Source organism: Owenweeksia hongkongensis DSM 17368 (genome assembly GCF_000236705.1).
Classification (GTDB): domain Bacteria; phylum Bacteroidota; class Bacteroidia; order Flavobacteriales; family Schleiferiaceae; genus Owenweeksia; species Owenweeksia hongkongensis.
Window position 1 is genome coordinate 2,171,946 of the sequence record NC_016599.1, and the last position, 26,594, is coordinate 2,198,539.

Below are 26,594 nucleotides of genomic sequence, written 5' to 3' on the forward strand. Positions count from 1 at the left end.
TCTATCTCGGTTTGGTGATAAAGAAATTAGAATAGTCATTATAATCAAACAACCTATTCAACTTCTCCCGTGTTTCACTACTATTTCTCAATTGCTGATGGTTTGTGTTTTCCAGTTTATAATCGTCATCACTCAAAGCCGGGTTTACTGTAGCCCCAGGTAGGTTTTTGGCGCTTTCGGCCAATACTATACCATCGCTGGGCTTATGGGTTACTACGGTTTCTATATTTGGATAACGCAAACAAATCCTTTTTATACCTCCCGGCAAGTAGGTCACACCCGGAGGGCACTCAGCCGCAGTGGCCACCCAATTTATCGAAACCCCATTCCCTCCATTAAGCTCCTCACATTCACAAATATAGCCATTCTGCTGAACGTTTGTTTTATAGGCACCAATTATGGCTTTCCACTGCTTATTGGTGTTTTTTAAGAAATCATAACCTACATGATAGTCACCCATCACCTTCAAATACCGTGTTCGTTTACTTGTGTGAATATTTAGCTGTATGATAGTAGAAACAGGGTTAAAAAAGTAGTGCCACATGTTAGCAATCTTATCAATTTGGTTTTGTTGCCATTCAGCATGACCTTTATATATTAAATACTTGGTATAGTAATTTATCCTCATGTCATTAGCATCATCAACGTGTTGTTGATCTGGATCTGCCTGAAACGCATTATAAGTATAAACACCCTTACGCAAAGACCCCATTTGTCTCCAAAATACAGGCTCTTCTTCTTCTCCATAAAAAGCAACCATCGGAATATTCGGTGCATAGCTATTAAGCGTATTTAGCAAATAATTTGAACCAGAATAATTTTCATTATGCGCCATATAATCGGTAGTGATATTGGGTGTTACACTTGCTGCAACAACGGACAGTACGGAATCACCTGTTACAAAATCACAAAATGCAGTTTTAGCATCCAAAATATCATCATCAATATTTAGTAGTCTGACCAGTTTCGCATAAAATGCATTAGATCCGTATATAGCTTCGGAAAGAGGCCCAGCAAGTAAATCATCACACATTTCATTAGCCATATCCCCTATCATACCCTGCCCCCCCATACTTGCTGGTAATCCATTGGTCAATATCTCAGCACCCTGGTGGGCCGAACCAAAGGTTACCAAGCCACCAAATTGCGGGTTTTTGCCAGACGTATTTCTCATGTAGTAATCTGTAGCTCTAAGAGCCAAACCTCCCTGACTATGACCAATAGCAATATTATTCTCACGATTTGGCGGGCTAAACGCCAGATTTTGTATTACCATGTCGTCATATATATCCCCACCAGCGGCTGCAAGTCCAGCAGCCTCTGTATATCCAGGGCCGTTTGGCTCTCCAAACTTTACCACCTCAGCCTTTCGGGCAGCATAAAGCGGATCCTCATTGGTAACCCCATCTGTTTCGTCATGTACATCTTGCCAAGCATTCTGGTCACCGCCCAAGCCTGGCATAAGGAATATTACCCGGTCGCTATCTGAAGCTGTTTTATAAAAGTGCACCACATTATTCAATGCTTTAGGCGCAATATCCATTATCGTATCTCCAAGGGTTACCATTACCGTATCGCCCGGATCACATTGTGCGTTTGTTTTTATCGTTCCTGTCAGCACGCATACAGCTGCTATTAGTAATAATTTCAGGTTTTTCATAGCTTAGTTTTTAATAAGGTTTTTGGTAAACTGGTTACCATCGGGCATAATAAAGCGGGCTATATAAAGCCCTGCGGTCAACGCATTGACATCCACGTACATCACCGATGCTGGGTTTATAGAAGTGTTAATGTATTCTGTACCATACTGATCCAGTATAATAAAGTTGATGTCGCTGTTTTCGAACTCGGTGCCGCTATAAGTCATTTCAAGCACGCTACTCACGGGATTGGGGAACATTGCAAAATCATCCTCTAAGTTAATCTCCTGCTCAGTTATTATAGCCTCATCATAAAATAATTGATAGCCACTGTAAGATTCAGTTCTGACTTCTACCAAGCACTTTCCCTTTCTCGAAAGTCTTCGTACTTTAGATTTTGAAAGCCCCAGCCTCAAATATCCTTGAGTGGTTGTCACAAAAGACTCCAAACTATAATAGGGTTCGTCAACTACATTATCAAAATTCTGATAAACACGCAGGTTTTCTATAGGATCAATGAATATTTGGTGTGACCCATCACTAGTACTTATAGTGTAGCTTTGGTTGGAATAACTCACCTCATATCCTCCATTTTGTAGCTCTTCGATTGGCAAATCTTCAAATAGCGGAAAGGGAAGCATGGGCGAAAGGCCATCCTCTATGATAGCGTCCATCAAGGTATCTTCATTGGCAAGATAAAACTCTGAATGGGGTAGATCCGATATTAGGTTTCCCTCGAGTGAATAAACTTTTGCCCCAAGATTATCAATAATGATATGCCCCATGGGCTTCTCCCAACTTTCAATAGGGCTAAGACTATCAATGTCAATCCTTTCAGTTTTCAGCCAAGTTGGACTTATTGCTTTTTCATGTGTTCGGATTTCATGCCGTGGCTCCATGTCTATCCAGTCCCATTCTGTCATATCTTTATGAGAGGTGGAGTCTGGCAATAAGTAGTATACATCTTCCTGAACTGTATACTTTTCATAAAAAAGATTCTCTAGGGATGATTGTGCCATTGCCACTTCCGTTTGCAACACTGCGAAAACTAATAGCATCCACGATACTGCACACCTCTGTTGTAGTATATAAACTAATTTTTCCATAAAGCTTGGTTTTTTGAAATGTTAAACAATTTTTCTGTAGGTATTCATTACGTTATGTAAGTGAATAGATAAAGGTAAATAGCTACCAAGCTTTTGCTTATTCGAAATCTGAATAATCTCAATGTGTGAATAGCCTAAAAATGAAGCTCACCAAAACTAGCGATTCATCATACCTAGTTATAGTTACCTATTTTTCAAGGAGAAGACATACTTTTATGTACCTCATGCAACTAACGTTATGGTGAGAACTGGAAAAATCAAAGCTTTGAGAGAACAGAATGAAATGACGCAGGAAGTACTAGCTGATTTTTTGAATGTTTCTCAACCTACTTATGCCCGCATGGAAAGCGGTCGGCAAAAGCTTAGGGTTGAACAATTGTTTCTTTTAGCCCATGTTTTTAGAGTTAAGCCTATTGAGCTTATTGATCTATCCAATGTCCTCTGATTGAAAAAATAAACTGAGCGCTTCATTAATATTTTCACAAACCCATAAACGTATACAAGATTTTATCCTGAACTAACTCCTCTTGCGTAGAAGTTGGTTTGTAAAAATAGATCACCTTGAAGTCATACTCTTCCCAGGTCTGCTTGATTTTAGGTGCCGTTACCTCATGGTCATTAGTCATCACAGCGTAAGGGCTAGTTTCTCCCCTAAAAATCATTATTACACGGAAATCCTTGTCTTCTTTTAAGGTTTTGTTTTCCTCGCGATAAACGTGAACTACTAGCTCTTCAAACTTCTTTTCTTCAAACTTATAGGTCTCGAATAACTCCTTAAAACCTGCGGCTTGCTCGTTGCGGTTTTTCAAGGCAAGAAGCTCAGAAATTCTTTCTTCGGGTACACTTCCGTCCACAAACTTTGTTTTAAACAGATAGCCTTCAACAATTGCCCTAAAGCGGTCATTGCCACGAAAGGCCTCTACCTTCACACCTTCTTTTATTTTTATCTCTGCCAACGTGCTTCCTATTTTCACATTTTCTTTGGTAAAGAAATCAGCCCCGGAAATGATGTACTTATCATCCACCACATTTTTTGGGTCTACATACACTTCCTTACGGATTTTATACCAGCCATCTTCTGGTGCAAATGAAAATACCTTTTCATCAGCCTCAAGGCTAAAAAGTGCTTCGCCACTTGGCTTTGAAAGAACCTTGGCTGTTTCTTCAATTATTTGTGATTTGGCCGTAAATGCCAATCCTAGTAAAGCAAGTGCAATTAGTTTTTTCATAAATTTTCAAATTACCATTAGGTTACAGCCCCGAATATCGGAATTATCAAAACGCCCCATTACCTCAAAACTGTCATCTTCATAAATTCTTCCCAAATCCTGAGTTTCAATAAAAGCGCAGCTGTCAATATTAGCCAAATCTATCACATTGATTCCACCCGTTTTCCCTTTTCTAGTTGCACTAAAAGGGTCATCTGTTTGTCGAGTAATTATTTTCATCCATGGTGGACAGTTAAATCTTCCCTCACCTTTGGAATATCCTTGAGACAAAAGCTCCGTCATTCCATATTCCGAATGAATATTTTTTACACCAAAGCCTTGCTTCAAAATAGCGTGTAAATCCGTTCGAATCATTTCCTTTCGCCTTCCTTTCATCCCTCCGGTTTCCATAACTGTAAGATCATCAAATGAAATTTGGTAACGTTCAACAAAATCCAAAAGTCCAAAACTCACCCCAAGCAAAAGTGTCTTTTTACCCTCGCCTTTCTTCTTTTGCAAAACAGCATAAAGCTCATCCCATTGATTGAGATAAAAATTACTATCCGCATCTTCTGATTGCTGAATCAGTGCCTCCGCCATATAGATCAAAGAAGAACCTTGGCGCTCTAAATAGGAAGGCAATAGTGCCAAAATGCACCAATCTTTAGCATTTCCATAAAATTGCCCAAAAGCAGTATTGAAACTATTTTCATAAACAGAAAGATCGGCAATAGCATGTTTACTGGTAGTTCCATCACCAGTACCCGAACTGCTGAAAGAAATAGCAGAATCAAAGACACCCGTTTTTATCTGATGAGTTTTAAAAAAAGAAATCGGCAAAAAAGGAATTTCCGACACACGATCAATCTGGAATGCATGTAACTTTAAATACGATAAATACTCTTTGTACACCGTATTATTCTCAGCCTGAAAGCGAAACAACTCTAATGCTAATTGCTCAAACTCCTCCTCTGTCTGTATACCGAAAACCCTATCTTTGAAATATTGCTTGTTAACCAACGTTTGATGCTATAGCTGCGTTTATATAATCGATGAAAATACAGTTTCCAAAAATACTACTCTGCGCTCTTTTTCTTACCCTCACTTACGTGGGATGCAAAAAAGACAAAGCATTTCCAGACACCCCTAACCTTAAATGGGATGATTATGAAATTATGCCGGAAAACGGCCCCATCGATGAAATTGTGCTAAACCTAGCGTTCACAGATGGTGACGGAGATATTGGTTCCGGAAGTCAAAATGCTTACGACACTTGCAATTCACAATCTTACGACTTATTTATTCGCTACTTTGAAAAAGTAGGTGGCAGCTACCAAGAAGTATTTCCGGTAGACACTACCAGTTGTTTATACTTCCACCAAAGGTTTCCAGACATCACCCCTGAAGGGCAAAATAAGATATTGGAAGGTAATATTTACGCTCCCTTTATCTTTTTAGGATTTCCTTCAAATGCCAATGTAGACACCATAAAGTTTGAGGTAGTTCTAAAAGATAGAGCGGGAAATAAGAGTAATGTAGCTACTTCGCCAGGAATATTTATTCCTCCACTATAAGTTCGTTGTCTTTTTTCAAAGATTCAGTCACCCCAAGAACGTGGTCACCAATTCGCTCAAGCTCCGAAATCAAATCACTATAGTAAACACCACTTCTTACCTGGAATTTTCCTGATTCCACTTTCTTAATATACTCTTTACGCAGGCGCTTGTATGTTTCATCAATTTCGTTTTCCAACTCTTCGGCCTTCGCAAAATCAATATCTCTCTCGTAAGCCTCTAAGTTTTCCACCATCAGGTCCAAAGACTTCTTTACCAAAGCGGCAATCTCAGCCACTCTGTCACGCATCTCTTGGGTAAAGTATGCCTTCTTCTTTTTCCGCATAGTAAGGTTTCTGCTTATCTCTAAATAAATATCGCCTATGCGTTCAAGGTAGTTCGCAATATTCAACATACTCCTTACCTGATGTCCACCATTGCTACTCAATTCACCTTTGGCTGCTTTACTCAGATAACTTGAAATTTCCAGCTCCATCCTATCGGTAATGTCCTCATACTTTTCCAACTGATCGGTATAATACCTAAGCTTTTTCTCATCCATTTCGGTAACGAGCCTTGGCACATATTTAAAGGCCCGCCTTACGATATCCGCAAATTTCACCACCTCCTTCCGCGCTTCCAAAATAGAAAGCTCAGGCGTTTCCATCATTCCACTGCCTATATAATCGAGGCTAAATACTTCGTCATCCTCACTGCGGCTAGGTACCATTTTGATTACTACTTTGGCTATAAAGCCAACAAAACCTACCAGTATTAATAGGTTTAAAATATTAAATGAGGTATGAAATAAAGCGAGCGCGGCAGGAATACCTGTTGCCGTTTTCATGGGATCTGCTCCAAAAATATCAACAGAGGCTCCGGCTATCAGATTTACAAAAAAGGGAAAAACGGCCAGCATCCAAAGTACGCCAAACACGTTGAACACAAAGTGTGCCCGAGCTGCTCGTTTAGCATGCACATTTCCTATAAGTGCCGCTAAATTGGCGGTAATGGTGGTTCCAATGTTCTCACCCAAAATAATAGCTGCGGCCAATGGAAAGGAAATCCATCCCTCATTACACATTACCAGAGTAAGAGCCATGGCCGCACTAGACGACTGTACCACAATGGTGAGCACAGTACCAATAGCTACAAAAAGTAGTACTATAAAAAACTGTTTTATGTATGGCTGACCAGCGTAGTCAACATTCTTTACAAAGCTCAGCAACTCTTCATTTTGGAGACCGCCTACTGCTTCTTTCATGAAATTAAGACCCAGAAACAAAATGGCAAAACCAAGCAGCACTTCGCCCCAAAGCTTAAGCTTTTCACGAGAGCTAAACATCATGGGGAAACCAATAGCAATAATCGGTAAACACATGCTGGCAATGCTAAACTTACCCAAGCCCAGCTGTGAAATAAGCCAACCTGTGACCGTGGTTCCCACATTAGCTCCCATTATTACTCCAATAGATTGGATGAGAGAAAGCAGTCCTGCATTTACAAAGCTTACCACCATAACTGTAGTGGCTGATGAAGATTGCACCATGGTGGTGATTAGCACACCAGTAAGCACGCCTAACAGACGATTGGAGGTCATCGCTTCCAGAATCTCCCTAAGCTTATTGCCTGCTACTTTTTGAATAGAATCACTCATCACCTTCATTCCAAAAATGAAGAGGCCTAGAGCTCCAATGAGCGATAAAAAGTCAAAAATCCCGAATGCCATAGTCACTATATTTATTCAACCCTTAAGGTTAACCTACGATGCTCAATTCATTAGCGGCTGCAAAAGTAAACGCTTTGCTGGAATAGCAACAAGCATTAAAGACCAAGTGCTTAGCATACATTATGAGCGTAAGTACATTATCAAATTGACATATCATTCTACTGAATGGTATCCAAAATAGAGCTGTGGCTATATGTGCCAAAATATCCTAATTGAATATCACCTTTTAAGTTAGTGGTTGGATTTCCAGGGGCGATTCCAGGAGGGCCTGTTTGACTAACTATTGATGCCAGGGTAACAAAATATTCATACACGTCAGCATCTATACTTTGAAGCTCCACTTCTACTACATCACCTTGCCCAATTTCATATCCAAAAAGTGGTAGATTCAGATACGTACCCTGATTAAATTTATCACTAAAAACAGTAATATCTCCTTCAGGCTGACCATTAACACGCACTACAATTTGATAATAATTGATTGTATCCGGTGGATCTTGAAAGGCAACATTGATACTATATGAAGCATCTGAAAAATCATTTGGAGGGAAGTACTCAAAAGTAATGGAATCAAGCAAGACAGTTGGTGGCATATAACTTTCTGCCTGTGTAATTTGTCCTTGCACGTCTGTTTTTATGCTGTAGGTTCTGTTCACCATCGATTTTACTCCCATCACTAAATACCGACCGTTTCCCATTGGGCTAGCCTGCATTATGTTTCCATCTCCATCAGTGAATTCAATATCTGCGCCATCCACTACAGGATTTGGATCATTGCTAAAATAATCCGCTGTTTGGCTAATGGAAATCCACAAACTATCCTCCCCTGCTGGAAGATTTGCTTCTAAAACCATTTGTGGGTCGGAACTGTTGAGATCCACATCTATAACCTTTTCGCAAGAAGCCAATATGAGTGCCACGGCAGAAAGTATTAAAAACCTTTTCATAATATCTTAAAATCTAAAATTGTAACTGATTGATGGGATCGCTTTAAAAAGAGCAAACTGTACAGCTTCTGTCTGTCCAGTATCTTCATTTTCTTCAAAATTTATGATATACGGATTTTCTCTTCCGTAGGCATTGTACACTGAGAAATTCCAGCTACTTTCAAATTTTTCTGTTTTCTTAACGGTCCAGGTTAAGCCTAAGTCCATGCGATGATAATTGGGAAATCGATAACCATTTCTCTCGGTGTAATATGGTACCTGCCTACCAGCTGACTCGTATTTTCCTGAAGGAAAGGTAACTGCATCTCCTGTATAAAACACAAAATTGGCAGAAGCTGTCCACTTTGGGTGAAAAGCATAAATTGCAGTAACCGATAGATCATGAATACGATCTTGTCGAGATGGAAATATCTTGCCATCATCAATGTCATCAAATTCTCTAAGCGATCGTGATAGTGTGTAGCTGAGCCAGCCCGTGAATTTTCCTTGGGTTTTTTTCAATAAAAGTTCTAAACCATATGCCTTTCCACTTCCGTAAACAAGCTCTGTCTCCACGCTACTATTAAAAACTAAGTCTGCTCCAGTACGGTAATCAATTAAGTTTTGCATCTCTTTATAGTACACTTCAGCTGAAAACTCAAACATATTATCTTTAAAATTTCTAAAATACCCAGCGGCCACTTGATCTGCAATCTGTGGCTTCACATTGTTACTACTTGGTACCCACCTATCCGTTGGGGAGCCTGATGTAGAATTAGAAAGCAAGTGCATATACTGATAATTTCGATTATAAGCCACCTTGAGTGAGCTCTTCTCGTTCAAAAGGTATTTAGCGGAAGCGCGGGGTTCCAGCCCATTGTAAAACTGTATCGACTCCCAGTTCCCATAGGCTTGTGTAGAAGTTACTACCCCATCATCATCAATTTCGTAAGCCTCTCCGGCTCCCATGTAATCAAATAAGCTGTATCGCAAACCATATGTAAAACTCCACCTAAGTCCCACCTTTTGCTCATTCTGTACATAAAGTGCGCCTTCCACTGCATACTGCTCATCAATATCTTCAGCTGCAAAACTGCTTTCAGATCCAGTACTTATTTTACCCGGCACAAAATTGTGACGAATCACATTAGCGCCAAATTTGATAGTGTTATTTGAATTTAAAAAATAAGAGAAGTCCTGCTTCAGATTCCAGTCCTTAATTCCAGATTCAAGGGTAAACTTTTCTTCGTCTGCACCAATATCAAAAGCATAGTCGTAGTCGCTATAAATGAGTGACGTATTTCCAAAAAGGCGATCATTAAAAATATGATTCCAGCGCAAAGTTCCTGTAGCATTTCCCCAGCTAAAGCCAAACTCATCATCAAAGCCAAAGTTATCTCTACCAAAATATCCGCTCACATAGATTCTATCCCTATCCGTAATTTGATAATTAGCTTTAAGGTTTAGATCATAAAAGTAAAGTGTAGTATTTTTCAAATCCTCATTACTGGATAACTTCAAAAACAAATCGGCATAAGTGCGTCTCCCACTAACAATAAATGACCCTTTATCTTTTACTATTGGAGCTTCAAGCGTAAGCTTAGAAGAAATAAGTCCAATGCCTCCAGAAGCACCAAACCTTTTGGCGTTACCATCCTTCATAATTACGTCCATCACCGAGGATGCTCGACCACCATATTCTGCTGGCATTCCTCCTTTATAAAGGGTTACATCCTTTATCGCATCAGAATTAAAAACCGAAAAGAATCCCAAAAGATGTGAGGCATTGTAAACGGGGGCTTCATCGAGCAGTATCAAGTTTTGATCTAGACCTCCACCCCTTACCGAAAACCCACTCCCACCTTCACCAGAAGTTTTTACTCCAGGAAGTAATTGCACCATTTTTATGATGTCTTTTTCACCAAAAAGAACGGGCACCGTTTCTACATCTTTAGGAGAAATTTTGGCAACGCTCATCTCCGTTTTAGTCACGTTAGCATTAGCTGCCTCCGCACTTACAACTACCTCCTCCAAGCTTTCTGTTTCTTCCCTTAACTCTATATCCAGACTCACATCTTTATCCAAAACCACTTCCTTTATCACCGATTGATAACCTATGTATTGGATACTAATTTGATAAGTTCCTTTTGCAAGTGTAAGAGAGTAAAAACCATACGTATTGGTTGTAGCGCCTTTTCCAGAAACTCCTTCAACCACCACAGCAGCACCAATAAGGTCCTCACCATTTGCGGCATCTTTTACCCGCCCTTTTAGGGTGTAGTTTTGCGCATAAGCATATTGAGTCATTGTGGCCAAACACAATAACATCAAACATAATTTTTTAGTCATCTTTTGAACATTTATATAATCCATTGCGGGATTGCACAGAATATAGGGTTGGCAAACTTATAACGAAGTGCCTTATAAACAGTTAACGAAAGTTAAAATTTAATTTTCGGCACAAAAAAACCCCGATACTCGTGGAGTAACGGGGTTTATGTCAAATTGTTTTGAAGCTTATACTCCTAAACCAACTCTTTTAAAGTCAGTAACGGTCAAGCCCTTCTTTACAGAATCCAAATACTTGGTGATGCTCAACTTTCCGTCACGGATATAATCTTGCTCAAGTAGAGTACTTTCCTTGAAGAATTTGTTCAAACGACCTTCAGCAATTTTATCAAGCATTGCTTCTGGCTTACCTTCTTGGCGAGCTAGATCTTTTCCTACTTCTAGTTCTCTATCAATAATTTCTTGAGAAACACCATCGCGGCTTAATGATACTGGGTTCATTGCTGCAGCTTGCATAGCTACGTTTCTTCCAGCTTCTTCTGCTTCTTCGTTCATTCCTACTATTGCAGCAAGCTTGTTACCAGCGTGAATATAAGTAGCTACAAAAGCAGCTTCCAATACTTCGTATCCACCAATTTCTAGCTTTTCTCCAATCACACCTGTTTGCTCAGTAAGTTTATCTTCGATAGTCATACCATCGATAGATTCTTTCAAAAGAGCCTCAGTGTTGGCCGCTTTAGTTTCTAAAGCTTTGTCAAGAATTTTTTGGGTAAGAGCGATAAAGCTATCATTCTTTGCCACAAAATCAGTTTCGCAGTTAAGGCTTACAACAGCACCAAAGCTATTGTCAGCGGTAGCACCTGCAAGCACACAACCTTCAGTAGCTTCGCGATCTGCACGCTTTGCCGCTACTTTTTGTCCTTGCTTTCTAAGCACATCTACTGCTTTGTCAAAATCACCTTCTGCCTCTTGAAGTGCTTTCTTGCAGTCCATCATTCCGGCTCCGGTTTGTTTTCTTAGTTTATTTACGTCTGCTGCTGTGATATTAGCCATGGCTGTAAATTTATCGTTTGTGTTTGTAAATTAAAGAAGGGATAAAAATCACTTTTCATCCCTTCTCCTGTATCAACCTATTGTGAAATAATATTTAAGATCGCTTAATCTTCAGAAGTACCTTCTTCAGCTACTTCTGCAGTTTCTTTTTTATTAGCGGCTTTCTTCAACTTGTCTTTTGAAGCTTTTTCTTTATCCGCTTTTCTTTCTGCCAATCCACCTTTGATAGCTTCAGTAACTCTTCTTACAAGCACATCAATTGAGCGGGTAGCATCATCATTACCAGGGATAGCAAAATCTACCGCATGTGGGTTTGAGTTTGTATCAACGATAGCGAAAGTAGGTATTCCTAAGTTTTTGGCTTCAGCAACAGCAATGTGTTCTTTGTTGATATCAACGATGAACAAAGCAGCTGGAAGACGGGTCATATCAGCAATAGAACCTAATTGTCTTTCCAATTTTTCGCGCTGGCGATCTACTTGTAGTCTCTCTTTTTTAGAAAGGGTAAGGAAAGTTCCATCCTCTTTCATTTTATCGATTGACTGCATTTTCTTGATAGCCTTACGGATCGTAACAAAGTTTGTAAGCATTCCACCAGGCCAGCGCTCAGTAATGTAAGGCATGTTCACATCATTTGCATTGTTTGCAATAATGTCTTTTGCCTGCTTTTTTGTAGCCACATACATAATCTTACGGCCACTTGCAGCAATCTTAGCCATAGCTTCACAAGCTTGCTCTAATTTTGCTTCAGTTTTGTAAAGATCGATGATGTGAATACCATTGCGCTCCATAAAAATATAAGGAGCCATGCTTGGATTCCACTTGCGGGTAAGGTGTCCAAAGTGAACACCTGCATCCAGCATTTCTTTGATATTGTTGTCTGCCATTTTAATTGTGTTTACGTTCTCTAACTCAATCCGAGGGTGGTCATTCTTAAACCAAGCTTAAGGAAGTGTGCCCCACGAATTTGGATACTAAACGATTTATAAAAATATTAACGCTTGCTAAATTGAAATTTCTTACGCGCTTTCTTCTGACCAAATTTCTTACGTTCCACCATGCGTGGGTCACGAGTCATTAGGCCATCAGGTTTAAGCATTGCTTTGAAATCAGGGTTGATTTCTACCAGTGCTCTAGAGATACCCAAACGGATAGCCTCTGCCTGACCTGTAATACCGCCACCTTCTACATTTACAGTTACATCGTACTGACCTTTAGTTTCAGTAAGATCGAATGCCTGCTCCAATTTGTAGTGAAGTGTAGCCGTATCAAAGTAATCTTTGAAGTTTTTCTTGTTGATAGTGATTTCTCCACTACCTTCCTTCAAGAAAACGCGAGCGATAGAAGTTTTTCTTCTACCAATGGTGTGAGTTACTGCCATCTTATTTATTTGATAATAGTGTTAAGATCGATAGTGGTAGGCTGCTGAGCTTCTTGATTGTGCTGAGCAGTTTCATACACTTTTAGATTGCGGAACAAATCGCGACCAAGCTTATTTTTTGGAAGCATACCACGAACGGCATTTTCCACAATTTTGTTTGGCTGCTTTTTTAGCAACTCCTGAGGAGTGCTAAAACGTTGTCCACCTGGATAACCAGTGTGACGAACGTATTCTTTTTCCTGCACCTTGTTTCCACTAAGCGCTACCTTGCCTGCGTTGATAATGATAACATTATCACCACAATCAGCATGAGGCGTAAAATTCGCTTTGTTTTTACCTCTAAGAATATAAGCAACTTTTGAAGCCAATCTTCCTAGAACTTCCCCTTCTGCATCAACCAACACCCATTTCTTATCAACGGTTTGTTTGTTTGCAGATACAGTTTTATAACTTATTGTATTCACAACTGTTTTATTTTTAACCTGTTACGATCGTTTTATCTCCCCCTCTAAAAAGGGGCTGCAAACTTACAACTAAAATTCACAATTGACCAAACTTATTTAACTTAAAATGTTGATAACTAAGCTGAGTCGCTGGCAAGCTTATTGCAAACGTCTTACGGAGTGATGTTTTTTTTTGCAATACTAACAAAGTCATTAAACCCTAGCAACAGTGTAACGTCATACCTGCAAAAAAGTCATTTAATTGAAAATCACTAATTTTGCGCTCCCTTTAAAATTCCTATTTATGAAAAAGTGTCTCGTATTACTTGCTGTTATTGTATTTGGATTGAATGTAAACGCTCAGCAGGTAAAACATCACTGTGGTACAGATGAATACGTTGCAGAAGTCATCGATCAAAATCCAGAATTAGAAAGTGTTTTTGAACAAAGAAGGCAAGAGTTTTTTCAACTAGCCGATCAAAATGCAGAGCTTTCCCGCAAAAAAACACAAGCCGTTGTAACCATACCTGTAGTCTTTCATATACTATATGACTCACCAGAAGACAATATATCCAAGGCTCAAATCCTTGACGGATTACGAATTCTAAATGAAGATTTCAACCTTCAAAATCCTGATGCATCTAATATTAGAGCCATTTTTCAATCGCGTCAAGCAGATGCGGAAATAGAGTTTGTTCTTGCTAAAATTGATGATAACGGTAATTGTACCGATGGAATCAATCGTATTTCAACACCACTATCTGTAGATGCCAACCCAAGAGACCGAGTAAAAACTATTGTGCAATGGGATCCTGATAAATATCTAAATATTTGGGTGGTTCAAAGCATTGTGAGCAGCAGCAGTACTACGGGTATAATTTTGGGGTTTGCTAACTTCCCTTGGATGCCTGCATCAACCGATGGGATCGTAATTCGCAATGATGCACTTGGAGTAATAGGAACCGCAGCATATGACGGCAGAACTCTTACACATGAAGTGGGGCACTATCTTGGCTTACTCCACACCTTCCAAAGTGGATGTAATCAAGGAGATGGAATATCTGACACTCCCCCTGTAGCATCCGCTAGTTATGGTTGCAACCTTAATAAAAATAGTTGCAACAACGATTCACCTGACTATCCGGATATGATTGAGAATTTTATGGATTATTCAGATGGAGTTTGCCAAAATACTTTTACGTCTCTTCAAAAAAATGCAATGCGCTCTACGCTGTCCTCATCACAGTATAGATCTCAATTAGTTTCTGCCAGCAATATGCTTGCTACGGGTGTTATAAACCCTCCCGCCTGCTTAACAACAACCGAATTTGAAATTGATAATTCGGTAATTTGCCCTGGTGACACCGTTCAATTTTTCGACCAAACGGAAGATGGAGACCCTGATACCTATGCATGGTCTTTCCCTGGAGGTGTACCTAATACCTCAACAGACCCAAACCCTATAATATATTACCCCACAGCCGGTGCTTATGATGTAACACTTACCACAGCCAATGCAGCAGGTACTTCTACCTCTGCCAAGGTTCAAGTTGTTTCTGTAAAACCTCAATTTTCTAACCTAGCTCAATGGAGCGAAAATTTTGAAGCCGCTTCTTTAAGTAAGCCTGAGGTTTCTATCATTTCGGGAATTGATTCTACCACTTATAGACTTACTAATAAAGCTGGAAATAATAGCTCGCAATCACTTTTTCTCAACAATTTTCAAGCTGAGACTAATCAGGATATAGACGAATTTATTTCCCCAAGTATCCAGACCATTTTTGGTCAAAACCTTACACTAAGCTTTGACTATGCTTACACCAAAAAGGTTACACTGAATAATGACCTATTCATAATTTACGTATCTACAGATTGCGGAAATACTTGGGGCACCTTAAGAATAATTGGAGCGGCACAGCTTGCCACGGCAGCAAATAACAGTACTAGCGGCTTTGTTCCTTCAAGTTCAGAGTGGGATAATTTTTCAATATCACTTGACAAGTATGAGAGCGAAGGTCCCATCCTAATTAAATTTGCTTTTAGATCGGGTGGTGGAAATAATTTCTATCTGGATAACATAAACGTAACTGCCAGCAACATCAGTCTAGCTGAAGTACCACTTAATCAAAGTCTTTCTGTATTTCCTAACCCTACAAATGGAAACTTTAGCGTAAGCCTTAGTCAGCAGCCACAATCTGATCTCAACCTCGTGATCTATGATTTATATGGTAAGCAGGTAAGTGACTATACTATTGATAAAAACACTTCTTTATTTAATATCGAAAACCTTAATTTGGCCTCTGGAATTTATGTGTTGTCCTTTACTGATGGAGAGGACACTTACAGTCAAAAGCTCATTATTGAATGAAAAAAATACTAACCGCACTTATTTTGAGTACTAGCCTTTTGGCTTTTGCTCAAAATGAAGGAACTCTTCGACTATACCTCACCCCTCCAGCTGAAGCTGTAACCATTGACGGTGAGTTGATGGAGTTTGGAAACTCAGCTAAATTAAAACCTGGAAAGTACTTTGTACAAGCTTGGTGTCCCAATAAGGCCGTTTTAGATACCGTTATAGAAATCAAAGCAGGTGAAATCTTAAGCTTCTTTTATCGATTTGAGAATAACGAAAATTACATTAGTTATTTAGAAGAAACGAAAGCTTACGTAAAGAAGCGAAACGTACATGTAGCATTGCCCGTAACGGCAACCGCCATAAGTGCCGGGGCTCTCATTTTCACTTACTTCAAAGGAAAGCAGCTAAACGATGAAGCTGATGCCAAATACCTAGAATACAAATATGCCGGTGTAGATATTGCGGAAAAAGAAGCCGAGTTCAATCAGGCACAAGACAAGTATCGAAATTATTACTACGCACAATTTGTAGAGTATGCTGCACTAGCTGTTAGTAGTTATTTTTTATATAAAGGAATTCAATGGCTAAAGCAAAATCCAAAGCCTGAACTGGAAAAAGATAAAAATCCTTTCAAAGTAGACCAAGTTGGTTTTATGCCAAACAGATACGGTGGTTACGGAGTGGGACTAACTATAGCACTAGACTGATGCAAAAGATACTATACATACTTATCACTGGACTTTGCCTATCGGCTTGCCTTAAAAAAGACATTCTGGATGATGACTTAAGTGGAACAAATTTTAAACAAAGTGAATTTTACACAAGTGGTGAATTTGTAAACAGGCTGGACATGACCGTGGACAGTACAAGACTTGATGTAATTACCAACGGTCTTGGTGATACCTTATGCAAAACACTCTTTACCGGCCGCTTGGATGAAGCTTTTATTCAAAGTTTAGAAGAAAACTGGGATGGAGAGATTCAAGTAGTTCAAGTAGAAGACACCGATTTCACGAGTAACCCCAGAAGATCATTCAGCCTGCGTGGAGCTCCAGCAGAGTGTGATGCAGAATCTTCAACTGCAGAGATAGAGATCTTGCTTGTAGACCCAAATACCGGAAGAGTAACCGTTAGACAAAATAAGATACTTACTCTGCCTATAGTACGCTAATGCGCCTCAAGCCAGTTTTTACCATGCCCAAATTCTACCGTTAGCGGCACCTTCAGGTCTACCGCATTTTCCATTGCAGATTTAATGATTGGCTTTAAAGTTTCGATCTCACCAGCTGGTGCGTCAAAAACCAATTCATCATGCACCTGAAGCACCATTTTGGTATCAAATGGTTTTAGGTCGTCATATATTTTAATCATGGCTAGCTTAATGATATCAGCAGCCGTACCTTGAATAGGCGCATTCACAGCATTTCTCTCTGCATGGCTTCGTACCACCGCATTTCTAGAATTAATGTCCTTTAGATACCTTCTCCTTCCCAGCAATGTTTCCACAAAACCATTTTTACGAGCAAACTCCTTTTGGCTTTCTATATAATCCTGAATTCCCGGATAGGTTTGAAAATATGATTTGATAATATCACCTGCCTCACCACGACTCAGTGTGGTTTGCTGGCTAAGGCCAAAAGCGCTCACCCCATAGATAATCCCGAAATTTACAGTTTTAGCATTGCTCCTCTGCTCACGGGTTACCTCATCCAGGTTTACACCAAAAACTTTGGCAGCCGTAGCTGTATGAATATCTTCTTCATTCAAAAAGGCATCCATCATATTTTTATCACCACTTAGCTCGGCAATCAGTCGCAATTCTATTTGAGAATAATCTGCAGCCAACATCAAGTGATTTTCATCGCGGGGGATAAAAGCTTTTCTAACTTCTCTTCCACGCTCAGTTCTGATTGGAATGTTTTGAAGGTTCGGATTTACCGAACTCAAACGACCTGTAGCAGCTACGGCCTGATTATATGAAGTGTGTATCCTTTTCGTTTTCGAATTCACCATTTCTGGCAAAGCATCCACATAGGTAGATTTCAATTTTACCATCTGGCGATAATCCAAAATAGCTTCAGCAATACGATGTTCCTTGGCCAAATCGCTCAATATATCTTCAGAAGTAGCATACTGTCCGCTCTTTGTTTTCTTGGGTTTTTCAAGCAATTTTAGCTTACCAAAAAGTATTTCGCCAAGCTGTTTTGGCGAGGCTATATTAAACTCTTCACCTGCTAGCTCAATTATTTCTTTGCTGAGCTCAGCAATGTCTTCCTCAAGTTTTTTTGAAAGCTTTGAAAGTGCTTCAGTATCTAAATTCACGCCTTGTAGCTCCATATCCGAAAGCACTGGCACCAATGGCAACTCTATTTCATCAAATACTTTAGTGGCGTTTCCTTCTTTAAGCTTAGGCTCAAATATTTGCTTCAGGCGAAATGTAATATCCGCATCCTCGCCAGCATATTCCTTTACCAATTTTGGGTCTACATCACGCATGTTGCCCTGCTTCTTCCCCTTCTTTCCGATAAGGGTCTCAATGCTCACCGGCTTATAATGCAAATAAGTTTCGGCCAACACATCCATATTGTGACGCATATCCGCATTTATAAGATAATGAGCCAGCATGGTGTCAAAGAGCCTTCCTCTTACCTCTACCCCAAAATTCTTTAGAATAGAAATATCATACTTCAAATTTTGACCAATAATCTCAACATCTTCTCTTTCAAAAAAAGGCTTGAACTCAGCCATAATTTCAGTTCCTTGCCCTTCAGGAACGGCCACATAATAGGCGATGCCAGGAGTGTAGCTAAATGCCACTCCTACCAAATCAGCTTCTGCTGTTTCCAGTGAAGTCGTTTCTGTATCAAAACAAACCGAAGGCTGTTTCATCAAGTTTTCAAGCAGCATTTTTCGCTCACGCGGATGCTCCACCAATTGGTATAAATGATCCGAATTTTCAATCGTTTGATATTCACCGGAAGGCGCTGCTTCTACCATCTCCTCTACCGCTCCAAACAAATCCGTTTGTCCATCGGGAGCTGCTGAAGGTGCTGCCGCTGCCTTTGGAACTACTTCACCCGTCACCCTTTTTAATAAAGTTCTAAACTCAAGTTCTTGAAAAATCTCGCTGATTTTCTCGGTATCGGGATCCTCTTTAATATAAACCTCAGCATCAAACTGAATAGGCACATCACAAATAATACGCGCCAGCATTTTTGACATTATTCCTTGCTCTGCATTATCGCGGATTTTCTCACCGAGTTTCCCTTTGATTTCATCAGCATGCTCCAGCATATTTTCCATGCTGCCATATTGCTTCAAAAGTTTAGAAGCCGTTTTTGGTCCCACCCCAGGGAATCCAGGAATATTATCAGCCGAATCACCCATCATGCCCAAGTAATCCACGACCTGGTCTACATCATCAATATCAAATTTCGCTTTGATTTCTTCCACTCCCCATATCTCGGCACCATTGCCTGCACGAGCTGGGCGATACATTTTTATATTCTCAGAAACCAACTGCCCAAAATCTTTATCAGGTGTCATCATGAACACTTCAAAACCCTCTTTCTCCGCTTGCTTGGCCAAAGTTCCAATCACATCATCCGCTTCAAATCCTTCTACACCCAAAAAAGGAATGCGAAAAGCTTCCATCAACTTTTGGATATAAGGCACTGCCAATTTTATCCCTTCGGGTGTTTCATCACGCTGGGCTTTATAGGCTTCAAACTTTTCATGCCTAAAGGTTGGCCCGGGATAATCATAAATTACCGCAATGTGGCTCGGTTTCTGCTTTTCAAGCACCTCAAGAAGTGTGGTGATGAAACCAAAAATAGCCGAAGTATCCAGTCCTTTTGAGGTAACTCTAGGATTGCTTATAAAAGCAAAATAGGCTCTGAATATTAAGGCATAGGCATCTAGCAGGAATAGTTTCTTGGGGTTTTCGGACATTTGAATCTAAATTTCCGTAAAAATAAGGTTTATCATCAGAGACAGCCTTCCCTATTAAAAAGGATATTTGCTGACCCACTTCACACATTGATTATTAGAATTTTGCATTTACATTTTTCATGAATTCAATCACATTATTCATCCGCATCGCCATCTTTTTGGCGGTTCTGGTCCTTATTGATCTTTACGCCTATCAGGCTTTCAAAACTACTTTTAGAGCAAGCTCCTTTTTCAGAATGGCCTACTGGATATTTTCGGTGGCCGTAATGATAGGTGTGGTTTATGCCTTCTTAACGTTTAGCCGCGACACCCCACCTCAAACCAGCTTTTCATTTTTGATGGCTCTCATGATTTTATCCATCGTGCCCAAGCTCATTATACTTACAGTAATGCTTAGCGAAGATATTTGGAGAGTAGGTGAAGGAACTTTAAAATTATTTGCAAAAGAGAAGCCTGACGAGTTTCTTCCCGATAGAAGAAAATTTGTAAGCCAAACGGCACTGGTGCTTTCGGCCATTCCTTTTATCGGAATTATTCACGGAGTGCTTATTGGTCGATATCGCTATCGCGTGATCAACAAGACTTTGACATTTGATGACTTACCCGAAGAGTTTGATGGACTCACTATCACTCAGATTTCAGACGTGCACTCTGGGAGTTTTGACAATCCTGAAAAAATACAGTACGGTATTGATCTTATCAATGAGCAGCAATCAGATCTTATCCTCTTTACCGGTGATTTGGTAAACAATAGAGCTGAAGAAATGGAACCATGGATAGATGTTTTTTCTCAACTAAAAGCACCCATGGGTAAGTACTCCATTTTGGGCAACCATGATTATGGCGATTATGTAAACTGGCCTTCTGATGCTGTCAAACAAGAAAACATGGAGAAGCTTTACCAAGTGCATGAGCGCATAGGTTTTGGGCTTTTACGTAATGAAAACGTACAGCTTAAAAAAGGAAACTCCACCATTGACTTGGTGGGGGTAGAAAACTGGGGAAACGGCTTCGTGCAACACGGTGATTTGAAAAAGGCTGTTTCAGGATTGGCGCATGACTCCTTCAAAATACTGATGTCTCATGATCCTTCTCATTTTGACTATGAAGTGAAAAATTTCGCTCAAAAAATCCATCTCACCCTAAGCGGGCATACCCACGGAATGCAGTTTGGCATTGAAATTCCAGGGTTTATAAAGTGGAGCCCTGTAAAATATCGCTACCCGAAATGGGCTGGTTTATACGAGGATTTAGGACGCTATCTTTATGTGAATCGTGGCTTTGGTTTTCTAGCTTTCCCGGGAAGAGTGGGAATATGGCCGGAGATAACGGTGCTTACGCTAAAGAAAGGATAAAAAAAATGCCCATCCAGTCTGGATGGACATTTTTTAATTTGCTTCTGTCACGTCCTGAAATAGCGTTACACAAATTTGTAACCTTATGAAAGACAATGGCTACGTAAAGCGTACACAAAAAGATTACAGCTTAAACTTCAAGCTGCAAGTTGTCCAAGAAATAGAACGGGGCGAGTTAAGTCAGCATGGAGCAGTCCGAAAATATGGCATTCAGGCTCGCAGTACTGTGCTGAGTTGGTTAAGAAAGTATGGTAACTTTGATTGGGAAAATCAAACTCCAATACAAATGCCCAAAACTCCAGAACAAAAACTGATGGAACTAGAGCAAAAAGTTCGGCTATTAGAAAAGCAGAAAAAGCAGCTGGAACATCAAATAGAACGAGCCGACAAAAAGGCGATCATCTTTGATATGATGATAGATATAGCCGAGAAAGAGTACAATATTCCAATCAGAAAAAACTCCTTACCCGAACAGTCAACCAATACAAAGAACACTACCAAGAAAGCCTAACGGCTACCTGTAGATTGTTCGGGTATAGCCGTCAAGTTTATTATCGCGCCATTAAAGCCGAAGAAGCCAAAAAGCAACGTGCGCAAAAAGTAGTATCACTCGTGCAGGAAAAGCGCATGTCCATGCCTCGGCTAGGCACACGTAAACTTTACCACTTGCTACAGCCAGAGCTGCAAGCACTGGGCGTGGGTCGCGATAAATTGTTCCACATTCTAAAAGCAAATCACATGTTAATACAACCCAAGAAATCATACCATATTACCACCAACTCACACCATAGGTTCCGCAAACACAAAAACGTGATTGCAGACTTACCCATTACCCGGCCAGAGCAGCTTTGGGTGGCCGATATAACTTATGTGGGTACCCGAGAAAACCCCATGTACCTGGCTCTAGTTACCGATGCCTACTCAAAAAAGATAGTAGGCTACAATGTATCAAACAGTTTGAGTGTGGATGGTGCGCTATCTGCCTTAAAGCAAGCTATCAAAAATCGAAAATACCCTAGCCAACCTCTGATCCATCACTCAGACAGAGGCCTACAATATTGTAGCACCGATTACCAAAAACAACTGGCTAAAGCCAAAATAACCTGTAGCATGACAGAGTCTTATGACCCATATGCCAACGCCATAGCGGAACGTATAAACGGTATTTTAAAGCAAGAATTTATTGAAGTAGTAAAGGCCGATAAACTAGACATCATGAAGCCTTTGGTGGAAGACAGTGTAAGCATTTATAATAAACAAAGGCCACACCTCTCCTGCCAAATGAACACTCCAGAACAAATGCATAAACAAGATCAGGTCAAAATAAAATCCTATAAAAAACAAAACCTTGGTGAAGCTAGCTTCACCAAGGTTTAATTACTATGTTTAATCTATATAAAAACCTGTATCGGTTATTTAGGACGGGACATTCGTCAAATTTATTACTCAGCATTGTTCGCTTCTTCGCGTGCTTTTAGCGCCTTTTTAATTGCTCGATTTTTCTTCACCTTGTTGTTCTCATCCGCGCAATAATCCAAAAATATTTCTCTCGCATTGTCACTTATCTGTTGAGGATCAGCTCCAGGTTCACCATCTAATGCTACCTTCACCAGCGAAGCCATATAAACGTTTTGCAGGGCAATTTGCCCTTTGCAATAATCCATAAATTCAGAGCCTATACTAAAAGTATAATCTGGTGTTCCTTCCATCCAATCCATCATAAAAGCAGTGCAGGTCAACCTATTCAGCTCATTGTCCACTACATTTTGATTCAAAATGTAATTAGCACATTCTTGCACCTCAGCTTCATGATTCTTGTAGTCTTCCTTGGTTTCAAATCCCATATCTGGAAGAGCCTCAAAATCTTGCGAATACCCGGTAAACGCAATCAATACAAGCATTAAAACGCCAATTGTCTTTTTCATAATATTATACATTTTTCAACATATCTTCTACCATAGCGTCCAAGCTGAAATCGTTTTTCCAACCCCAATCCTGACGTGCTACCTGGTCATCAATTTCCTGAGGCCATCCTAATGCGATATCATTTCGGCTATCTACATTGTAAGTGATTTCAAAATCAGGAATATGCTTTTTAATGGCTTCCGCTAACTGCTTTGGCGTAAAGCTAAAAGCTGCCAAATTATAGCTGGTGCGAATTTTCACATCTTCAGCTGGCGCTTCCATAATGCCGATAGTTGCTTTAATCGCATCAGGCATGTACATCATTGGCAAGGCAGTATCTTCTGCAAGGTAGCATTCGTACTTGCCTTCCTTTTTTGCCTTATGGAAAATATCTACAGCATAATCTGTAGTCCCTCCACCTGGCTCAGTTTTATAAGATATCAATCCAGGGTAGCGAATACTCCGCACGTCCACCCCGTATTTTTTACAGTAGTAATCACACCAAAGCTCACCGCTAAGTTTACTTATTCCATATACAGTTCCCGGATCCATTACCGTGTGCTGAGGAGTATCTACTTTTGGAGTAGTTGGCCCAAATGCAGCAATAGAGCTTGGCCAATACAGCTTATTGAACTGCTTTTCGCGAAGCATTTCAAGCGTATGAAAAAGACTCACCATATTAAGGTCCCAGCCCTTCATAGGCATTTTTTCGGCTGTAGCCGAAAGCATGGCTACCAAGTGATAAATCTGAGTAATTCCGTGCTTTGCCACCACTTCCTCCAAACGGTCACGATCCATAGCATTCACTATCTCAAAAGGACCAGACTCCAAAATGTGCTTTGCTGGTTCTTTAATATCTGAAGCCACTACATTTTCGTTGCCATAGGATTGGCGAAGTGTTTCTATAAGGTCAGTACCTATTTGGCCCGAAGAGCCAAGTACCAATATCTTTTCTTGCATCTCTTTTTGAATAAGGGCGCAAAGATAAAAATGCCGACCCAAGTATTGAGCCGGCATTCTAGATTATCTATTAAAACTTAAACAACCGTTTACAACATTTTCAAAAACCAACTACTACAAGTAGACTCACAAACTTCATTAACTGAATTACCCTCTATATTTGGGCCTATGAAACAAAAGCTTGCCCATTTTTTAAAATCTCTTGGCCCCGGCCTACTCTTTGCCAGCACATGTATTGGCGTAAGTCATTTGGTGCAAAGCACCCGAGCCGGAGCACTTTATGGTTTTGGACTTCTATGGGCTGTGATGGCTGCCAACCTTTTTAAGTACCCCTTTTTTGAATATGCTTCTCGCTATGCAAATGCTACAGGCACCAGCATTATAGATGGCTACCTTCGCTTGGGCAAATGGATGCTTTGGTTATACGCCATTGTTACGCTATCTACCATGTTCTTTGTTACAGCTGCAGTGGGCGCTGTTACTGCTGGTTTTTTTGATAATCTATTTGGTATTTCTTCCTCGCTGGGGCCTGGTGCCGTTCAATACCTCCTACCCATTTTGTTTGTAGTATGCATTCTCATTCTATATGTTGGTCAATACAAAATTCTTGATTCACTGATCAAAATTGTTGGAGCAGTACTTCTCCTTTCCACCGTGGTCGCATTTGTTCTTACTCTTATCAAAGGACCTGTTTCTTCTCAGCATCAATTTTTCGAACCATCTATACTCGACCCATCAAGTGCCGGGTTTGCCTTTGCTATTGCCCTTATGGGGTGGATGCCGACTGCTTTGGATATTTCTTCATGGACAAGCCTTTGGACCTTAGAACGCATCAAGCAAACCAACTTTAAACCTTCATTACGAGAAACCCTACGCGAGTTTAATTTTGGCTACATAGTATCCGCCATCCTCGCCCCCTGTTTTCTGCTGTTGGGTGCATACCTATTATACGGTACTGGCTACAGCATGCCCGGCAACTCAGCTGCTTTTGCTAATGGTATTATTGAGCTCTTTACTCAAACCATGGGCGACTGGAGTTATTTACTCATTGCAGCTTCTGGTTTTTCTATAATGTTTGGAACCTGCATAGCAGTTTTTGACGGTTATGCACGCACCACAGAAAGAGTGGCTACCCTGCTTTTGCAAGGTGATACGGCAAATAAAAGTACAGCCTCCAAAACGGGTTCTTATCACCTTAGTCTTTTGTTTGTAGGAGTTGGCGCTTACATAATTATCTACTTTTTTGGTACCTCATTAAAGGACCTTGTGGACTTAGCCACCACCATCTCATTTATAGTAGCTCCTATTATCGCACTTGTCAACTTCAGGCTTGTGACTGGGAAATATATTGACAAGGACCAGCAGCCCTCTGCTCTCATGCGATGGTTGAGCTATATTGGAATAATCTTTCTTCTTTTCTTCACCATCATTTACATCGTCTATTACTGACTTTTGTCCTAACTCCCTTCGAGTGAGCTTTTGCAAACTTGCGCGTTTTAAAATTGATGGAAAATAGGCCCCAACCCAAGAACAAAAGGTATGATTAATAAGTACGGTCGCGAAGAATTAATTGAATGACTGTAAGAGGAACCTTTTAATGAGGAGCTGTCTGAGCTGCTGAAAACCCCAAAAGGTTAGGTACGTAAAAAATACTTCGGTACTGTACGTGTAACATCCATTGCGAAAAAACCATTAAAACCAACAGCTCTTTCAGCCGAGCGGAATCAGAGGCATCTATACCTTCAAAAGGGTTGGCCCCTAGCGCATGTTCTTTCCCGGTTCTTTTATATCAGAACCCGCTACGCTTGTTACCATATGACTGGCGAAGTGTTTTTATAAGGTCATACCTATTTGGCCCGAGGAGCCACGTACCAATATCCTTTCCTGAATCTCTTTTTAAATAAGGGCACAAAGATAAAATGCCGACCCAAGCATTGAGTCGACATTTCTTTTATTCAAATAAAATTATGGTTTTGCGGCCTAAAGTATCAAGCAACTATTCTTTATAGTGCTTCCACAGTTATATATCCATATTCTGCATCTATTGTAGCCGTGGTTACACCTCCTACACTAATTATTCTTAAATCTACAGTAGTAGTAACGGTAGGTGTTATATATGCTACAGCAGTTGGTTGTGATGAGATATTATCAGGGTCATTAACTGCGTAAAAGAAACCTCTATTTCCAATATTAACTCCTGCCGTAATGTTGTACCAAGAATAGACCACATAATCCATATTTGCAACATGTACCGCATTTAAAGCAGCTGTTAATTTATAGGTAACACCAGCGGTAAGCGTTACAGTACCGCCACCAGCACTAAAGCCAGCTGTACCTACATTGCCAGCAGAAGCTAATATCGTAAGGTTATCAATATTATTATTTACTTGTACATTCTCATCTGCATTCATCCTGGCGTGCAAAAACTCTGGTGTTGGTGCTACTGGACATAAATTTACCCAGTTTGTAACATCCGCATCAGGAGTGGCATCTGTGTTTGTGCCAGTTAGATTTTTGTAAAAAGTACCGTTGTAAATAACAATATAGTCCGATGTGTAATAAGTGCCTCCATTCGTTTGAGATTTCCAGGTAGTGGAAAAAGCGGAATCTTTATAATTTCCGTTTACTTCTAGTTTTTCCGTTGGAGAGCTGGTGCCCACCCCCACGTTTCCTGTTTGGGCGTTGGCCATAAATCCCAACAGAGCAAATACGACAATTGTGAGTTTGGTTTTCATTTTT

The 26,594-nt window shown here is 40.2% G+C and carries 23 protein-coding genes and 1 pseudogene; 9 read left to right on the forward strand and 15 right to left on the reverse strand.

Annotated features, from left to right (window positions below):
* Position 1 precedes the first annotated feature (1 nt).
* The gene (locus tag OWEHO_RS09750) at positions 2-1,660 is read right to left on the reverse strand and encodes a lipase family protein (protein WP_014202311.1); all 1,659 of its coding nucleotides are present in this window, start codon (positions 1,658-1,660) and stop codon (positions 2-4) included.
* Between the two features lie 3 nt (positions 1,661-1,663).
* Positions 1,664-2,746 carry a T9SS type A sorting domain-containing protein gene (locus tag OWEHO_RS09755; RefSeq protein WP_014202312.1) on the reverse strand — a complete coding sequence of 361 codons (1,083 nt, stop codon included), beginning with the start codon at positions 2,744-2,746 and terminating at the stop codon, positions 1,664-1,666.
* A 238-nt stretch (positions 2,747-2,984) separates the two neighbouring features.
* Here OWEHO_RS09755 and OWEHO_RS09760 point away from each other — a divergent pair, with 238 nt between their 5' ends.
* Positions 2,985-3,191: a helix-turn-helix transcriptional regulator gene (locus OWEHO_RS09760; protein WP_014202313.1), complete on the forward strand. Its 207-nt coding sequence runs from the start codon at positions 2,985-2,987 to the stop codon at positions 3,189-3,191.
* 34 nt (positions 3,192-3,225) lie between these two features.
* On the opposite strand, the gene OWEHO_RS09765 is transcribed toward OWEHO_RS09760, so the two are convergent.
* Both OWEHO_RS09765 and OWEHO_RS09770 read right to left on the reverse strand, forming a co-directional pair.
* Positions 3,226-3,975 carry a hypothetical protein gene (locus OWEHO_RS09765; protein ID WP_014202314.1) on the reverse strand — a complete coding sequence of 250 codons (750 nt, stop codon included), beginning with the start codon at positions 3,973-3,975 and terminating at the stop codon, positions 3,226-3,228.
* 6 nt (positions 3,976-3,981) lie between these two features.
* Positions 3,982-4,974, reverse strand: coding sequence for a LuxE/PaaK family acyltransferase (locus OWEHO_RS09770; protein ID WP_014202315.1), 993 nt, complete (start codon positions 4,972-4,974; stop codon positions 3,982-3,984).
* A 32-nt stretch (positions 4,975-5,006) separates the two neighbouring features.
* Between OWEHO_RS09770 and OWEHO_RS09775 the strand changes: the two genes are divergently transcribed.
* Positions 5,007-5,528 (forward strand): hypothetical protein, encoded by a 522-nt coding sequence (locus tag OWEHO_RS09775; RefSeq protein ID WP_014202316.1) that lies wholly within the window; start codon positions 5,007-5,009, stop codon positions 5,526-5,528.
* Here OWEHO_RS09775 and OWEHO_RS09780 read toward each other — a convergent pair.
* The 7 genes from OWEHO_RS09780 to rplM form a co-directional block, all read right to left on the reverse strand.
* Positions 5,512-7,236: a Na/Pi cotransporter family protein gene (locus tag OWEHO_RS09780; protein WP_014202317.1), complete on the reverse strand. Its 1,725-nt coding sequence runs from the start codon at positions 7,234-7,236 to the stop codon at positions 5,512-5,514. The genes OWEHO_RS09775 and OWEHO_RS09780 overlap by 17 nt on opposite strands.
* Positions 7,237-7,394: 158 nt before the next feature.
* Positions 7,395-8,183, reverse strand: coding sequence for a DUF4249 domain-containing protein (locus OWEHO_RS09785; protein WP_014202318.1), 789 nt, complete (start codon positions 8,181-8,183; stop codon positions 7,395-7,397).
* Positions 8,184-8,189: 6 nt separating this feature from the next.
* A complete protein-coding gene (locus OWEHO_RS09790) occupies positions 8,190-10,511 on the reverse strand; it encodes a TonB-dependent receptor (RefSeq protein ID WP_014202319.1) in 2,322 nt (773 codons plus the stop codon).
* A 168-nt stretch (positions 10,512-10,679) separates the two neighbouring features.
* Positions 10,680-11,504 carry a translation elongation factor Ts gene (gene tsf / locus OWEHO_RS09795; protein ID WP_014202320.1) on the reverse strand — a complete coding sequence of 275 codons (825 nt, stop codon included), beginning with the start codon at positions 11,502-11,504 and terminating at the stop codon, positions 10,680-10,682.
* Positions 11,505-11,608: 104 nt separating this feature from the next.
* A complete protein-coding gene (gene rpsB, locus OWEHO_RS09800) occupies positions 11,609-12,391 on the reverse strand; it encodes a 30S ribosomal protein S2 (protein WP_014202321.1) in 783 nt (260 codons plus the stop codon).
* A gap of 107 nt (positions 12,392-12,498) precedes the next feature.
* Complete coding sequence (gene rpsI, locus OWEHO_RS09805) at positions 12,499-12,885, reverse strand: 30S ribosomal protein S9 (protein ID WP_014202322.1); 387 nt, start codon at positions 12,883-12,885, stop codon at positions 12,499-12,501.
* A 5-nt stretch (positions 12,886-12,890) separates the two neighbouring features.
* Positions 12,891-13,349 carry a 50S ribosomal protein L13 gene (gene rplM / locus OWEHO_RS09810; RefSeq protein WP_014202323.1) on the reverse strand — a complete coding sequence of 153 codons (459 nt, stop codon included), beginning with the start codon at positions 13,347-13,349 and terminating at the stop codon, positions 12,891-12,893.
* Positions 13,350-13,632: 283 nt separating this feature from the next.
* Here rplM and OWEHO_RS09815 point away from each other — a divergent pair, with 283 nt between their 5' ends.
* From OWEHO_RS09815 to OWEHO_RS09825, 3 genes are read left to right on the forward strand one after another with little or no spacing between them, the layout of a single operon-like run.
* Positions 13,633-15,696 carry a M43 family zinc metalloprotease gene (locus OWEHO_RS09815; RefSeq protein WP_014202324.1) on the forward strand — a complete coding sequence of 688 codons (2,064 nt, stop codon included), beginning with the start codon at positions 13,633-13,635 and terminating at the stop codon, positions 15,694-15,696.
* Entirely contained in the window at positions 15,693-16,391 is a 699-nt protein-coding gene (locus tag OWEHO_RS09820) for a peptidase associated/transthyretin-like domain-containing protein (protein ID WP_014202325.1), read from the forward strand. The genes OWEHO_RS09815 and OWEHO_RS09820 overlap by 4 nt, the downstream gene beginning before the upstream one ends.
* On the forward strand, positions 16,391-16,855 hold the full coding sequence (locus OWEHO_RS09825; protein ID WP_014202326.1) for a hypothetical protein: 465 nt from the start codon (positions 16,391-16,393) through the stop codon (positions 16,853-16,855). The genes OWEHO_RS09820 and OWEHO_RS09825 overlap by 1 nt, the downstream gene beginning before the upstream one ends.
* Here the strand turns inward: OWEHO_RS09825 and polA are convergent.
* Positions 16,852-19,635 carry a DNA polymerase I gene (polA, locus tag OWEHO_RS09830; protein WP_014202327.1) on the reverse strand — a complete coding sequence of 928 codons (2,784 nt, stop codon included), beginning with the start codon at positions 19,633-19,635 and terminating at the stop codon, positions 16,852-16,854. The genes OWEHO_RS09825 and polA overlap by 4 nt on opposite strands.
* A gap of 119 nt (positions 19,636-19,754) precedes the next feature.
* Between polA and OWEHO_RS09835 the strand changes: the two genes are divergently transcribed.
* The 3 genes and pseudogenes from OWEHO_RS09835 to OWEHO_RS09845 form a co-directional block, all read left to right on the forward strand.
* Entirely contained in the window at positions 19,755-20,990 is a 1,236-nt protein-coding gene (locus OWEHO_RS09835; RefSeq protein WP_014202328.1) for a metallophosphoesterase, read from the forward strand.
* 85 nt (positions 20,991-21,075) lie between these two features.
* Positions 21,076-21,501 (forward strand): helix-turn-helix domain-containing protein, encoded by a 426-nt coding sequence (locus OWEHO_RS18640; protein WP_014201344.1) that lies wholly within the window; start codon positions 21,076-21,078, stop codon positions 21,499-21,501.
* Positions 21,498-22,367, forward strand: a pseudogene (locus OWEHO_RS09845) (IS3 family transposase); the annotation flags it as partial. The gene OWEHO_RS18640 and the pseudogene OWEHO_RS09845, both read left to right, overlap by 4 nt.
* A gap of 65 nt (positions 22,368-22,432) precedes the next feature.
* Here the strand turns inward: OWEHO_RS09845 and OWEHO_RS09850 are convergent.
* On the reverse strand, positions 22,433-22,915 hold the full coding sequence (locus OWEHO_RS09850) for a hypothetical protein (protein ID WP_014202329.1): 483 nt from the start codon (positions 22,913-22,915) through the stop codon (positions 22,433-22,435).
* 4 nt (positions 22,916-22,919) lie between these two features.
* Entirely contained in the window at positions 22,920-23,855 is a 936-nt protein-coding gene (locus OWEHO_RS09855) for an NAD-dependent epimerase/dehydratase family protein (RefSeq protein WP_014202330.1), read from the reverse strand.
* Positions 23,856-24,023: 168 nt separating this feature from the next.
* On the opposite strand from OWEHO_RS09855, the gene OWEHO_RS09860 reads away from it, so the two are divergent.
* Positions 24,024-25,304: an Nramp family divalent metal transporter gene (locus OWEHO_RS09860; protein ID WP_014202331.1), complete on the forward strand. Its 1,281-nt coding sequence runs from the start codon at positions 24,024-24,026 to the stop codon at positions 25,302-25,304.
* 554 nt (positions 25,305-25,858) lie between these two features.
* Here OWEHO_RS09860 and OWEHO_RS09865 read toward each other — a convergent pair.
* The gene (locus OWEHO_RS09865; RefSeq protein ID WP_041627544.1) at positions 25,859-26,590 is read right to left on the reverse strand and encodes a hypothetical protein; all 732 of its coding nucleotides are present in this window, start codon (positions 26,588-26,590) and stop codon (positions 25,859-25,861) included.
* Positions 26,591-26,594 lie beyond the last annotated feature (4 nt).